The sequence below is a fragment of the Algoriphagus taiwanensis genome, assembly GCF_036245645.1.
Classification (GTDB): Bacteria; Bacteroidota; Bacteroidia; order Cytophagales; family Cyclobacteriaceae; genus Algoriphagus; species Algoriphagus taiwanensis.
Window position 1 is genome coordinate 60,478 of the sequence record NZ_BTPE01000007.1, and the last position, 14,321, is coordinate 74,798.

Here is a 14,321-nt window from a genome sequence, read left to right on the forward strand (position 1 = left end):
TTAGGGTCTTACTGCTTTTGCCAACTCCAGGGCCGCCTTACCCGCTCTTGGTCCGAAGGCTGATAAATAGTGTCCGTCAAAAACAAGGATTCGGTCATTTTTGAATGCCTCTGTCTCCTTAATTCCCTGTACTCCGGCAAGGCCATCTTTTCCACCCAGACTTTCAATTCCTGATTCGAAAAGCACGAGATAATCTGGGTCGATCGCAACCAGAGCTTCGGGAGTAAGAGGGATAAAATCTTTAAATCCTGTGGAAGCAGACTGAATTCCAGCCATTTCAAACATTTCCGTAGCGAAAGTTTCATCACCCGCAAGAAAAACTGTCTCAGGGCCTCTAGCCATAATAAATGCTGCTGAAGGATTTCCGCTTTGGGAGCTTAAAAATTCCTTCAATTCCTTTTGGTCTTGCTCTATTGAAGAAATGAGCTCATTCCCCTTTTCTTCCGCCTCAAATAACTTGGCCAAGTTGCTGATGAGGAATTTGGTCTCCTCGAGATTTTTGGGTTTGGGGAAAAGCTTAACCGCGATGCCCGAGCTTTCTAATTGGGCAATTACCTCCTCATTAAGATATCCCTCCTCAATTAGGACCATTTCAGGTCCGAGCGAAAGAATGCCTTCTGATTTGATCTGGTTTCTGTAACCGATGCTAGGCAAAGCCTGCATGGATGCCGGATAGGTAGAGGTCCGGTCTGTGGCAATAATTCGATCGCCAAAACCCAAGGAATGGACAATCTCGGTAATTGTGCCACCCGCTGTGATGATTTTTTGAGGGACAAGAACAGACTCCTTTTTGCTCTCCTGAGGTCCAGAACAGGACATGATCAGGAAAAGTAAGGATGTGAATAAAGAATAGTTGGCTTTCATTTATTTAGACTGAATCAAAACATGGGCAAAATTATACTTAATTAGATTCAGTCCAAATAAATTTTAATGAAATAATTTTATCAATCCCCTAGGCCGGATTTATAGATTAGAGAAAAAGGAAAAATCTTCGGCTGAAAAGGCTAGGTGCAGGTCTGCTGAGGAAAAGAGAGACATTCGGGATTAATTTTCCAAATATCCTTTGGGATTAGCTGTTTATGACTAATTTTGCGCACGAATTAAAAAAGCGTATCCTTTTTACATTTCATCTAATCAAATGGCAAATATTGGAAAGATAACTCAGGTAATCGGGCCCGTAGTGGACGTTTCCTTTGAGGACGGCAAGTTACCCAACATCCTGGATGCATTGGAAGTAACCAAAGAAAACGGCCAAACCGTCGTTTTGGAGGTTCAGCAGCACCTGGGAGAAGACCGAGTGAGAACCATCGCGATGGACTCCTCCGAAGGTATGGTAAGAGGTATGGAAGTAAAAGACATGGGTCAGCCCATTTCTGTTCCTACCGGTGAGGCAATCAAAGGCCGTCTTTTCAATGTGGTAGGAGAAGCAATCGATGGATTGCCACAGGTACCAGCTGGAAAGCGTCTACCGATCCACCGCTCCGCGCCAAAATTTGAAGATCTTTCCACCTCTACCGAAGTATTGTATACAGGTATTAAAGTAATCGACTTGATCGAGCCTTACGCAAAAGGGGGTAAAATCGGTCTTTTTGGAGGTGCCGGTGTAGGTAAGACCGTATTGATTCAGGAATTGATCAACAACATCGCAAAGGCTTACTCTGGTTTGTCCGTATTTGCAGGTGTAGGTGAAAGAACCCGTGAAGGAAACGACCTTTTGAGAGAAATGATCGAGTCTGGAATCGTAACCTACGGTGAAGACTTTATCCATAGCTTGGAAGAAGAAGGTGGTTGGGATCTATCGAAAGTAGATTTGAAAAAGCTGGAAGAGTCCAAGGCAACCTTCGTGTTTGGTCAGATGAACGAACCTCCAGGAGCCCGTGCACGAGTGGCTTTGACTGGTTTGACTTTGGCAGAATACTACAGAGATGGTGATGGTACAGGTCAGGGACGTGATATCCTTTTCTTTATTGACAACATCTTCCGATTTACTCAGGCTGGTTCCGAAGTATCCGCACTTTTGGGTCGTATGCCATCAGCGGTAGGTTATCAGCCTACTTTGGCTACCGAAATGGGTGCCATGCAAGAGCGAATCACTTCTACCAAGAACGGTTCCATCACCTCAGTACAGGCCGTTTACGTACCTGCGGATGACTTGACTGACCCGGCTCCTGCGACTACTTTCGCTCACTTGGATGCCACTACCGTATTGTCCCGTAAGATTGCTGAATTGGGTATCTATCCTGCGGTGGATCCTTTGGACTCTACTTCCCGAATTTTGGACCCGGCTATCTTGGGTGATGATCACTACAACTGTGCTCAGCGAGTGAAGGAAATCCTTCAGCGATACAAAGAATTGCAGGATATCATCGCCATCTTGGGTATGGAAGAACTTTCCGAAGAAGATAAAATGGTCGTACATAGAGCTCGACGAGTTCAGCGATTCCTTTCTCAGCCTTTCCACGTAGCGGAGCAGTTTACCGGCTTGAAAGGGGTATTGGTTGATATCAAAGACACCATCAAAGGCTTCAACATGATCATGGACGGTGAATTGGATCACCTTCCAGAGGCAGCTTTCAACTTGGTAGGTAGCATCGAAGATGCCATCGCTAAGGGTGAAAAGATGTTGGCTGAAGTGAAATAAGAAAATTAGTTACGGGTTATTAGTTATTGGTTTCAGAATGAGACCAATAACTTTTCAACTTACTAACTCAATAACTATACAAACATGCAATTAGAAATCATCACTCCTGACAAGAAAGTCTTCGAAGGCGAGGTATCCGAGGCCAGCTTCCCCGGTGCATCAGGATCTTTTCAGGTGCTGAATAATCACGCGCCGATTGTGTCTGCTTTAGCAAAGGGTGCTGTATCCTACACTGCAAAAGATGGTGGAAAACAGTCTCTGATTGTAGAAGGTGGCGTGGTTGAGGTAAAAAATAACGTGATCGTGGTTTTGGCTGAAAAAGTAATCAGCTAAACCCATTCGATATAAAATAGAAAAGTCCAACTCGGGAGGGTTGGACTTTTTATTTTTCTTCATTCATAGTCTTTTAAAAATTATTCCCTTACCTTTGCCCCCACGAAAGGGGGTGTACACTTATGATCATAGTAAACGTAAAAGAAAACGAATCCATCGAAAAAGCGCTGAAGCGCTTCAAAAAGAAGTTTGACAAGACCGGTGCGGTTCGCGAACTAAGAGCCCGTCAGGCTTTCACCAAACCTTCCGTAAAAAGAAGAGATCAAGTCATCAAAGCGGCTTACAAGCAAAGACTTCAAAACGAAGCAAACAAGTAATCCCATTTGAGATGAACCATAGAAACCTGCTCCCGCGAGCAGGTTTTTTTTGTATAAATGATTTTTGTCACTTGATCTTCCTGATTTTTCGTCTACCTTAAATCAAGTAAGAGTAGTTTATGATCGATTCTTTCATTAATTATCTGGAATTCGAAAAGCGCAGCAGCGCACATACTGTTTTAGCCTACAGAAAAGACCTGGAACAAGCTGCAGAATTTGTTAATCTGTCTTTCGGGATTTCCGACTTGGAACAGTGCACCCATGCCGAGCTAAGAGCATGGATCATTGACTTGGTAGAGCAGGGATTAAGTGCCACCACGGTCAATCGAAAATTGGCCACGCTACGCTCCTATTATAAATTCCTGCTCAGATCCAAGCTGATTACCAAAGACCCCACCTATAAGTTAAAATCCCTTAAAACGCCTAAAAAACTCCCCGATTTCGTACAAGAATCTACCTTGGAGGACGTTTTGAAGGAAGAAGTTTATGAACCCACTTTCGAAGGCCAGCGAGACCGGATGGTATTGGAGTTTTTGTATCTCACGGGCATCCGACTCTCTGAATTGGTCAATTTGAAATGGAAAGACCTCAACCTGATTGAAAAGCAAGTCAAGGTGCTAGGGAAAAGACAAAAAGAACGAATCATTCCCCTCACCAATGGCCTGCTTCAGAATATAATTCTGTATCAAAAAGTATTTGAGGAAAGGTTTTCAAAACTTGATGGGAATGCCTATTTTATCGTAACCAACAAAGGGGAACAAAGCTATTCTATGATGATCTATCGGATAGTCAGACATTACTTGGATCTTTTTGCGCAGAATACGCGACGAAGTCCCCATATCCTACGTCACACCTTTGCCACCCATCTACTCAACAAAGGAGCGGATCTGAATGCGGTCAAGGACCTTCTTGGCCATGCAAATCTAGCCGCGACTCAGGTGTACACCCACAACTCCATGGAAAAACTGAAGGCTGTGTTTGAACAGGCACATCCTAAAGCGTAAATAAATCAATTGTTCAACCACTAAATGCAAATCGTTATGAAACTGCAAATGCACTCCATCCACTTCGACGCTGACCGAAAGCTGATCGACTTTATTCAAAAGAAGGCTGATAAACTGGATACCTTCTACGACCGGATCATTGATGGAGAAGTTTTTATGAGACTGGATAAACATGAAAAAAATGAGAATAAAATTGTCGAAATCAAACTGAATGTACCCGGCAAGCAGTTTTTTGCAAAGCATCAGGATGATTCCTTCGAGGCCGCCGCTGATGAAGCAGTAGAAGGTCTCCGACGACAAATCAAAAAGTATAAAGAAAAAGTAGTCTTGGCCAAGCAATAAGTTTTAGCCAAATTTGCATCAGACCCTCAGGAAACTGAGGGTTTTGTTTTTCAAGCAGGTTATGAAAAATCCATCTCCACAAAAGTATCTCCTCATTTTTTGGTCTGTGAATCTGGCCCTTGCAGTCATTAAGCTGTTTTTTGCCTTTCGGCCGGAATTGGACCTTTTCACCGAGGAGGCCCAATACTGGCTCTGGTCCAGAAATCTGGATTGGCATTATTATTCCAAGCCACCTATGGTAGCCGTGCTCAATTTCATCAGTACAGGTATCTTGGGGCATAAGGAAGTGGCCATACGAATGATTCCTATTCTAGCCGGATTGGGGACAGCCTGGATTGTATTTCGCTTCACCGACTACCTCTACTCTTCCAAAAAAACAGCCTGTCTGGCTGGACTACTTTTTTTGGGTATGCCTATTCACCTGCTGGAATTCACTTTTCATACCACGGATACGTCCATGACCTTTTTCTGGACTTGGGCTTGGTTTATGCTTTACCGAGCTATTCAGGAAAACAAAACCTCACTTTGGGTCGCGGCAGGACTCATCACAGCATTGGGAATCATGTCAAAGGCAACGATGATTTTGATCTTCCCGGCTTCTCTAATTTTCCTTTTCCTTTCAGGAAAGCTAAAAGAAGCGGGAAAGCAGTGGCTGATTTTGCTTGGCATTTCTCTTTTGGGATTTCTTCCAAGCCTAATCTGGAACCTGCAAAACGATTTCTACACTTTTAAGCACCTAGCTGCCTTGGGAGGAGCCTCCGGAGGAGAACCCAAGCCCTTTGATTTGGGCCTTTTGGTGAGTAGGACCTCGGAATACCTAAGTGGACAATTGGCCATGGTATCTGTATTCTTCCTGCCTTTTTTCTTTTTTGCAGTGAAAAAGACAATCCGATCCAGAGAGCTTTCAAGTTTTTACGTAGCACTTCCGGGACTCCTTACCTTTTTGGGATTCGGAGGACTTAGTCTCTTTACCTGGATAGAAGTCAACTGGCCCGGCTTTGCCTATAGCACCTTTCCGGTCTTCTTAGCACCTGTGGTGGCTAATATGGAATCCGGATGGAAAAAATATACCTCATGGGCTGTGGGAGTCAGTTTGGCTCTTCAGATACTCCTGCTTTCTCCCAATATCTTCCAATGGAAAAGCCAAGGCCCCATTTTCAAAGCAGAAAAGGCTATTTTCAAACGCATGGTCGGCTACGAGGATTTGGGCAATCGGATAGACTTTCTCCAAGACAGTCTTGGACTTTCATCCCCAGTACTTTTCAGCGAAAGCTACCATGTGGCCTCCGAATTGGCCTTTTATGTGGATGGGCATCCTCAACCTTACACAATAAATATGGGCTCCCGCAAAAACCAATGGGACCTCTGGCCGGGAATGGATCAGTTTATTGGTCAGGAAAGAACCTTCATTTTTGTGAGTAGAGGTCAGGAATCTCCTGAATCGGTTACGAATTTTGGACGACTGATTTATGAGGAAAAGTACCCCCATGCATTCCGAAGTGACACTTTGGGATTTACCAAGATTCAAATTTGGGAGGACCTTCTTGATTATACTCCAGTAGATACAGGAAAATTTTAGGGGTTAAAAATCAAAATAATCTTTGGCAATGGTCTATTTAAGGCCATGATTTTGCCCACCCAAGGATTTCTGGGTATTTTTGACCAAATTTTATCTCATGAACCAGCCACTTTTATCCGTAGTCATCACGGTCTACAACGAAGAAGAAAATATCAAGCCACTCTTGGAGGCTACCTATGCCGCGCTTTCGGAAATCGACTATGAGGTGATTTTGATTGAAGACGGATCGACTGATGGTACGGTAAAAGAGGTCAAGAAGTACGCTAATGACCGGACCCGTCTGATTATTTTCAACAGAAACTATGGGCAAACCACCGCCTTGGCAGCCGGTATCGACAGTGCAGTAGGTACCTACATAGCCACCATGGACGGGGATCTTCAAAATGACCCTACAGACATCCCAACCATGCTTCAAAAGGCTATCGATGAAGAATGGGATGTGGTGGCTGGTCGCCGGGCTAAACGAAAGGATGGATTTGTCCTCAGAAAAATTCCTTCCAAAATCGCAAACTGGGTCATCCGAAATACCACCAAAGTGTATCTCAACGACTATGGCTGCACGCTTCGGGTCTACAAGGCTGAAATCGCCCAAAATATGGGGCTTTATGGAGAACTGCACCGCTTTATCCCTGTTTTGGCTAAGCAGCAGGGTGCAAAAATGACCGAGGTGGATGTAAAGCATCATCCAAGAATTCACGGCACTTCCAAATACGGTCTGAGCCGGACATTTAAGGTTTTGGCGGATTTGATCCTGATGCTCTTCTTCCAGAAGTATTTTCAGCGTCCGATCCACCTTTTCGGGGGCTTGGGCTTGATTTCCTTTTTCTTGGGTTCTTTGATCAGCTTATATCTGCTCATTCTCAAAATCATGGGCGAAGACATCTGGGGCAGACCGATCATGATTCTTGGATTTATTCTGATTTTGGGGGGTATTCAGATGATTACGACCGGAATCATCGCGGAAATTATTGTCAGGACTTATTTTGAATCTCAGAATAAGAAAACCTACACCATTCGCTCCATATACCAAGGTTTGCAAAGCTCCAAGGTAGAATCTCCCCAAGTCATTCCCTCCACTGAGGAAAAGTAAAAGCAAGGTCTTGGAGAGGAAAAGCCCACTTTCAAAAGAAGTCAAAACAGCAGGAAAACTCTTGCTGACCGGCTTGGCTCTTTTTCTGGTTTTCCGAAAAATTGATACCGATCAGCTGTTGGATTTGGCGGGTGAAATCCAGCTCATCTGGCTTATTCCTGCTGTTTTCCTATTTATCCTGAGCAAAGTTGCGACTTCCATCCGACTCAATCTATACTTCAAAGACATCGGCATTTACCTTTCAGAAAGCCAAAACTGGAGGCTTTACCTCATTGGCATGTTTTACAACCTCTTTCTTCCTGGAGGAATCGGAGGAGACGGATACAAGGTGTATTTGCTAAATAAACACTTCAAAACACCGGTAAAAAAATTAATTCAATCCGCTCTTCTGGATCGGCTAGGGGGGTTAATCGCCATTTTTTTCTTGCTATTTGTGCTCTTTCTTATGGTGGATATACAGCTTGATTTTTTGGAGAGCCGTCTTTGGAACGGGCTGATGATTGCTGGTTTGATTTTGACTATTCCTGCCTTTTGGTTGCTTCAAAAGTTCCTCTTCAGGGACTTCCTACCCTCCTTCTGGCCGGCTAATGCCTGGTCCTTTGCCGGGCAGCTCGCTCAGCTTTTCTGCGCTTGGTTTATCTTATTGGCATTGGGGATTTCCGAAAATATCCTCGCTTATCAACTGGTATTTTTACTTTCCTCCATTGTAGCCGTACTTCCTTTGACGATTGGCGGGGTAGGTGCAAGAGAGCTTGTTTTTGTCTATGCTCATACCTATGCAGGAATCGAGGAGACCGCCGCGGTAGCTTTCAGCTTGATTTTCTTTCTGATTTCGGCTTTAGTTTCCCTTTCTGGAACCTTTATTAAGGTTGATTTAGCTAAAAATCACAACTAGCTGTTTTCCAATCATTTTTACAAAAATCATCCTTGCAAATTTAAAATGTCATTTTAAATTTGCAAGGATGATTAAGAGATTACTTTTCAATAGACTTGGAGAATTGATGCCGGATTTTCCGGCTATTGCCATCTTGGGTTCAAGACAAGTGGGGAAGACTACGCTTGCTCAAGTTTTGGCAGAACAGGTTGATCAGGAGTCCATTTATCTTGATTTGGAAAGTCCAAGTGATCGATCCAAACTGACTGAGCCTGAGCAGTATTTTGAACTTCATGGGGGCAAGTTGATGATTTTGGATGAAATCCAACGGATGCCAGAATTATTTCAAGTGTTAAGAGGCATCATTGATCGCAGAAGGAAGAAGGGATTTCGGTCTTGTCAATTTCTGATTTTAGGATCTGCATCATTGGAATTAATCAGACAATCATCCGAAAGTCTTGCAGGTCGAATTGCCTATGAAGAATTGCCGGGCTTTACGATTTTGGAAATAGGAGATGAAGAAAAAAATCTTGAAAAATTGTGGCTTCGCGGTGGATATCCGGATTCTTTTCTGGCGAGTTCGGACAAGGCTAGCTTGACTTGGAGACAAAACTTTATCACCACTTATCTGGAGAGGGATATTCCGCAAATTGCCCAGTTTATGCCAAGCAGCCGTCTCAGAAGACTCTGGACAATGCTTGCCCATGAACAGGGGCAAATGATCAACCATTCCAAGTTTGGGGCAAGCCTCGATCTTAGCTCCCCTACGGTCAAATCTTATATGGATCTTTTGGAAGACCTGCTGTTGATTCGCTCCATTAGACCTTGGATGAGTAATGTAGGCAAGCGCTTGGTCAAAAGTCCCAAAGTATATATCCGAGACTCAGGCCTCACTCATGCACTTTTGCAAATCGGGACTATGGATAATCTATTGGCCCATCCGGTAGCAGGATTCAGCTGGGAAGGCTTTGTGATCGAGCAGCTACTATCGGTTTTGCCTAAAAATGCTGATTTCGGGTTTTACCGCACTTCAGCAGGTGCAGAATTAGACTTGGTCATTCAGATAGGGAGTCAGATTTGGGCAATCGAGATCAAGCGGACCCTCAGCCCCAAACTGTCGAAAGGCTTTTCTATCGCAGCTGAAGATGTGGAAGCGACTCATCGCTTTTTCATTTATGCTGGCAAAGAAGAATTTCCTCTTTCAGACAAGGTCTTGGCCACAGGAGTGACTGAAATGATGAAAAGGATAAATCTGCAAAGGGAAAATGGATAAAGTCCATTTTCCCTACCTTTGCCCAAAATCCCCAACCCATGACCCGATCCGAACTTTTCACCCAAATCCAGAAAAAATCCTCTTTCCTTTGCGTAGGTCTTGATCCGGATTTGGAGAAAATTCCCGCCCACTTGCTTTCGGAACCTGATCCTATTTTCAGCTTTTGCAAAGCCATCATTGAGGAAACAGCTGACTTTGCGGTAGCATACAAACCAAACATCGCTTTTTTTGAGGCTTTGGGAGCCAAGGGCTGGGAGACTTTGGCAAAAGTCGCTGAGATTATGCCAAATGACGTATTCACCATTGCGGATGCCAAGCGAGGGGATATTGGAAATACTTCCAAACTCTACGCAAAGGCCTTTTTCGAGTCCATGAAGTTTGATTCGGTGACTGTGGCACCCTACATGGGAAAGGATTCGGTAACGCCATTTTTAGAGTTTGAAAATAAATGGGTGATTCTTCTGGCCTTGACTTCCAATGCGGGTTCCTTGGATTTTCAGTTGATTGAGGACAAATCCGGAAAGCCACTTTATCAATCTGTATTGGAAAAAAGTCAGGAATGGGGAAGCCCGGAGAATCTCATGTATGTCGTTGGCGCTACCCGGGGCGAATTGATTGGAGAAGTGCGGAAAGTCGCTCCTAAACATTTCTTTTTGGTTCCGGGAGTGGGTGCACAAGGAGGAAGTCTTGCAGATGTAGCCAAGTATGGGATGAATTCCACCTGCGGTCTTTTAGTGAATTCCAGTCGGGGGATTATTTATGCTTCCGGGGAAAAGGACTTTGCAAAAGCTGCAAGAAATGAAGCGAAAAAGCTTCAAGAGGAAATGGAAAATCTCCTGAATAAGTATCTCTAAAGTCCTGTTTATTTTGGGGTTGACTCATTTATTTTTTCTCCCTAAATTCCATAAACTTTTAGTCAACTACTTTTATGAACTTCAGGGAAGACTTTTTACAGCTGGTCTGGAAGTATCAATACTTCGACCGTAAAGATCTACAAACCGTAGACGGTCAGCATTTGCAAATCCACAATGTAGGGTTTCACAACCAAGGAGAGGGACCAGACTTCCGAGATGCTTCTCTAGTCTTAGACGGAGTTACTTTCCATGGACATGTGGAAGTACACCGACTGGCATCGGAGTGGAAGCAACATGCCCACGGAGGAGACCCGGCTTACAATTCGGTCATCCTGCATGTAGTTTGGGAAAATGACCGGGAAGTATTTCGAAATGATGGCACACCAATGCCGACTCTGGAACTGAAAGGGAAGATTTTTTTGGAAATCTGGAGGAATTATGAAAATCTGCTCGATTTTAAATCTGACCTTCCTTGCGCACACGCTTTACAGGGTGTACCGGAAATCATCCGTTTTTCTGCCTTGGAAAAGGCTTTGGTAGACCGGTTGGTCGAAAAGTCCAAGCTTATCCTTTCCGTACTCGATCAGACCAAAGGAGACTGGGAGGAAACGGCCTACCGCTGGCTTTTTACCTGCTTTGGATTCAAGGTGAATTCACTCCCTATGAGTGAGCTGGCAGCTTTGGTTCCTTACAAAACCCTTCAAAAACACCGGACTCAAGTTTCAGCTCTGGAAGCTATGCTTTTAGGGCAAGCAGGACTTTTGCCCGAAAAATCGGAGGAGCCTTACGCCAAGCATCTGATTCGGGAGTATGATTTTTATCAGAAAAAGTTCAATTGGTCTCAAAAACTCACCCGGCAGCATTGGTCTTTTATGGGTGCCAGGCCCACCAATTTCCCCACCCTTCGAATCGCCCAGCTGGCTTCTATTTTGTCTCATGCACCCAACCTTTTGCAAGCCGTAATGGAAGACAGTCGGGAGTTTTCTGCTTTCAAAAAACTCCTCCAAGTCAAGCCCTCCGACTACTGGCAATATCATTACAATTTTGGCAAACCCTCTGAAAAAACAGCTTCCAGAGGTATTTCGGGGCAGGCTTTGGAGTTGTTGATCATTAATTTTGTCATTCCTCTGTGGTTTTCTTATGGTCGATATTTTGAGCAATCAGAGTGGCAGGAGCGCTGTTTTGACCTAATGCAGACCATTCCGGCGGAGAATAATTTCATCATCCGAAAATTCGCTGAGAAGTCCTGGAAAGCTGAAAATGCTTTTGATTCGCAAGGTATGATTGGACTGTTTCGAAGCTATTGCCAACCCCAAAAATGCCTCAGCTGCAAGGTTGGGCAAAGCCTGCTCAAGGGACAATCTAAGTGATTCATTGCGCAAGCGGGTGATTTGCCGTACTTTTGCAGGCCAAACTTCAATTAATTCATGGAAAATCCAGTGATTATTCTGGGGGCTAAAGGAATAGCCCACCCCGCCTTGGAAATTTTCAACAGTAATCAGGTTATTGTCTATGGCTTATTGGATGAGGACGAGGCACTTTACGGCACGGAAATCAACAATGTCCCGATACTAGGCCATACCGAAGACGATGGGTTTCTAAAGCTTATTGGTAAAAAGACAGAAGCTTTTGTGGCCGTTGATGATTCCAAATACAGGAAATTCCTGGTGGAGATGCTTCATGAGAGAAGAAAAGTCCAACCCGTCAATGCTATTCATCAGCGGGCCTATATTTCCACAGATGCTGAAATCGGGCACGGAAATTTCATCAATGCCCAAGTCACGGTAGGAGCTGGAGCCAAAGTGGGAAGTCATTGCATCTTCCACACCGGTGCGATTATTGATCATCAGGCAAAAATCGAAGACTTTGTCCAAATCGGTGCAGGTTCCATTATCAATGCTGAAGTGAACATTGAAGAAGGAGCATTTATCGGTTCGGGCGTGACTATCGTAGCCGGAGTGACCATCGGCAAAGGTGCCAGAGTGGGTGCTGGGTCAGTAGTGATTTCCTCTGTTGGGAAAAATGAAACGGTATTCGGAAACCCCGCTTCAAAAGTGAAATAATAGTAAGGTTTACGAATTTTGGGTTCCATTTCCTCAAATGCGTAAATCAAATATCATAAATCAAATATCCCCAAAACACCCTGCCGAAACAGGGCTCTAGTTATGGAAAACACACAAAACAAACCCTACAGCGTACTGCTGTACTACTGCTACGCGCAGATCGAAAACCCGGAAGAATACCGGGAAGAACACCACCTATTTTGCGTAGAAAACAACATCCGTGGTAGGATCATCATCTCTGATGAGGGCCTAAACGGAACTGTTTCCGGCCTTATCGAAGACTGTGAAAAGTACATGGCCTATGTCAAGTCGGACCCCCGATTTGCCAAGACCGAATTCAAAATCGATTATCACGACACGCACACATTTGCTAAAATCCATGTGCGCTACAAGCCGGAAATCGTACACTCATCCCTCCGCCATTTGGATCCAAATGTGAAAACCGGCAAGCATCTTGAGCCTGAAGAATTCAAAAAAATGAAGGATCAGGAAGACGTGGTGATTCTGGACGTTCGATCCAATTACGAGCATGAACTCGGTCGATTCAAAAATGCCATCACGCTGGATATCGACAACTTCCGGGATTTTCCTGAGAAAGTAAAGGAACTCGAGCACCTGAAAAATAAGAAGGTACTAACCTATTGTACAGGAGGAATCAAGTGCGAAAAAGCCTCTGCCTTCCTTTTGGAGCAAGGATTTGAAGATGTGTACCAGCTTCACGGAGGGATCATCAAATACGGGATGGAAGCCGGTGGAGAAGACTTCGAAGGCAAATGCTATGTCTTTGATAACCGAATCGCAGTGGATGTCAACAAGGTCAACCCAACCATCATCTCCACCTGTCATGTCTGCGGGACTGCCTCCGATCGCATGGTCAACTGTGCCAATCCAAGCTGCAACGAACACTTGGCTATCTGTGAAAAATGCGGTTGGGAATTGGAAGGTGCTTGTTCGGTAGAATGCAAAGAACACCCGGAAAAGCGACCTTACGACGGCACCGGCTACTACCAAAAAAACACCAACGGATACAATCCTTACAAAGGACTTCATCGTAAGCCAAACAAAGACCTTATCCAAAAACTCCATGGAGAATCAGCCAATTCCTGCGTCTGAACTGATCATCAACCCTGACGGGAGTATTTACCATTTGCATTTGAAGCCAGAACACCTGGCTTCAACTGTTTTTACCGTAGGCGATCCGGACCGTGTTCCCTTGGTTTCTCAATATTTTGATCAGATTGATTTCAAAACTCGCAAACGCGAATTTGTAACCCATACTGGATGGAAGAGTGGAAAACGGGTAACCGTGATGAGTACAGGAATGGGAACCGACAACATCGAGATCCTGATGACCGAGCTAGATGCCTTGGTCAATGTGGACTTGGAAACCCGACTGATCAAACCTGAAAAAACCAGTCTTCAAATCATTCGAATAGGCACATCTGGCAGTATGCAAGCGGACTTGCCTGTGGGAACGATGTTGGCCTCTGAGATTGGAATCGGAATGGATACGCTGATGGCTTACTATCCAGAATTGGATGAGGGTCAAAGCATCGCAAAAGCCATTCAGGCTGAGCTAAACTTGTCCTTTTTGCCTTATCAGGCCTCAGCTTCTTCCCTCCTTCTAAGCAAGCTTGATGAGGAGGTAGTAAAGGGAGTGACACTGACCTGCCCGGGCTTTTATGCCCCCCAGGGAAGAGAGGTGAGACTCAAGCCGAGATTTGACCGGATGATTGAGCGGCTTTCTGCTCTGAATTTGGAAGGAAAAAGGCTCACCAATTTTGAAATGGAAACTGCTGGATATTATGCCATGGGGGCTCTGCTAGGACATGAAATGCTGAGTTTGAATGCTATAGTGGCTAATCGCCCGCTTAAAAAGTTTGATAAGGAGGCTGAAAAATCCATAGATCGGTTGATCCAGGCAGCGCTCAAGTTGCTCGTCTAAAAAGTC

Annotated in this window: 15 protein-coding genes; 14 read left to right on the plus strand and 1 reads right to left on the minus strand. The window is 44.5% G+C overall.

The window, feature by feature from the left end:
* Positions 1-864, minus strand: a complete 864-nt coding sequence (locus tag AAA938_RS11180; protein ID WP_338228814.1) for a heme/hemin ABC transporter substrate-binding protein — start codon at positions 862-864, stop codon at positions 1-3.
* 274 nt (positions 865-1,138) lie between these two features.
* On the opposite strand from AAA938_RS11180, the gene atpD reads away from it, so the two are divergent.
* The 14 genes from atpD to AAA938_RS11250 all read left to right on the plus strand — a co-directional run bounded on the left by atpD (position 1,139) and on the right by AAA938_RS11250 (position 14,315).
* Complete coding sequence (atpD, locus tag AAA938_RS11185; protein ID WP_338228815.1) at positions 1,139-2,641, plus strand: F0F1 ATP synthase subunit beta; 1,503 nt, start codon at positions 1,139-1,141, stop codon at positions 2,639-2,641.
* Positions 2,642-2,725: 84 nt separating this feature from the next.
* Positions 2,726-2,974 carry an ATP synthase F1 subunit epsilon gene (gene atpC / locus AAA938_RS11190; protein WP_338228816.1) on the plus strand — a complete coding sequence of 83 codons (249 nt, stop codon included), beginning with the start codon at positions 2,726-2,728 and terminating at the stop codon, positions 2,972-2,974.
* A gap of 122 nt (positions 2,975-3,096) precedes the next feature.
* Positions 3,097-3,291, plus strand: a complete 195-nt coding sequence (rpsU, locus tag AAA938_RS11195) for a 30S ribosomal protein S21 (protein WP_338220684.1) — start codon at positions 3,097-3,099, stop codon at positions 3,289-3,291.
* A 119-nt stretch (positions 3,292-3,410) separates the two neighbouring features.
* A complete protein-coding gene (locus tag AAA938_RS11200) occupies positions 3,411-4,295 on the plus strand; it encodes a tyrosine-type recombinase/integrase (RefSeq protein WP_338228817.1) in 885 nt (294 codons plus the stop codon).
* Positions 4,296-4,331: 36 nt separating this feature from the next.
* Complete coding sequence (gene hpf, locus AAA938_RS11205; RefSeq protein WP_338228818.1) at positions 4,332-4,637, plus strand: ribosome hibernation-promoting factor, HPF/YfiA family; 306 nt, start codon at positions 4,332-4,334, stop codon at positions 4,635-4,637.
* A 61-nt stretch (positions 4,638-4,698) separates the two neighbouring features.
* Positions 4,699-6,216, plus strand: coding sequence for an ArnT family glycosyltransferase (locus tag AAA938_RS11210; RefSeq protein ID WP_338228819.1), 1,518 nt, complete (start codon positions 4,699-4,701; stop codon positions 6,214-6,216).
* A gap of 97 nt (positions 6,217-6,313) precedes the next feature.
* Positions 6,314-7,306, plus strand: coding sequence for a glycosyltransferase family 2 protein (locus AAA938_RS11215; protein WP_338228820.1), 993 nt, complete (start codon positions 6,314-6,316; stop codon positions 7,304-7,306).
* Positions 7,307-7,316: 10 nt separating this feature from the next.
* A complete protein-coding gene (locus tag AAA938_RS11220) occupies positions 7,317-8,201 on the plus strand; it encodes a lysylphosphatidylglycerol synthase transmembrane domain-containing protein (protein ID WP_338228821.1) in 885 nt (294 codons plus the stop codon).
* A 67-nt stretch (positions 8,202-8,268) separates the two neighbouring features.
* Positions 8,269-9,453, plus strand: coding sequence for an ATP-binding protein (locus tag AAA938_RS11225; RefSeq protein WP_338228822.1), 1,185 nt, complete (start codon positions 8,269-8,271; stop codon positions 9,451-9,453).
* Positions 9,454-9,491: 38 nt separating this feature from the next.
* On the plus strand, positions 9,492-10,307 hold the full coding sequence (pyrF, locus tag AAA938_RS11230) for an orotidine-5'-phosphate decarboxylase (RefSeq protein WP_338228823.1): 816 nt from the start codon (positions 9,492-9,494) through the stop codon (positions 10,305-10,307).
* A 74-nt stretch (positions 10,308-10,381) separates the two neighbouring features.
* Entirely contained in the window at positions 10,382-11,677 is a 1,296-nt protein-coding gene (locus tag AAA938_RS11235; protein WP_338228824.1) for a DUF2851 family protein, read from the plus strand.
* Between the two features lie 57 nt (positions 11,678-11,734).
* Entirely contained in the window at positions 11,735-12,370 is a 636-nt protein-coding gene (locus tag AAA938_RS11240) for an acetyltransferase (RefSeq protein WP_338228825.1), read from the plus strand.
* Between the two features lie 102 nt (positions 12,371-12,472).
* Positions 12,473-13,483 carry an oxygen-dependent tRNA uridine(34) hydroxylase TrhO gene (trhO, locus tag AAA938_RS11245; protein ID WP_338228826.1) on the plus strand — a complete coding sequence of 337 codons (1,011 nt, stop codon included), beginning with the start codon at positions 12,473-12,475 and terminating at the stop codon, positions 13,481-13,483.
* On the plus strand, positions 13,455-14,315 hold the full coding sequence (locus AAA938_RS11250; protein ID WP_338228827.1) for a nucleoside phosphorylase: 861 nt from the start codon (positions 13,455-13,457) through the stop codon (positions 14,313-14,315). The genes trhO and AAA938_RS11250 overlap by 29 nt, the downstream gene beginning before the upstream one ends.
* The last annotated feature ends 6 nt before the right edge of the window (positions 14,316-14,321 follow it).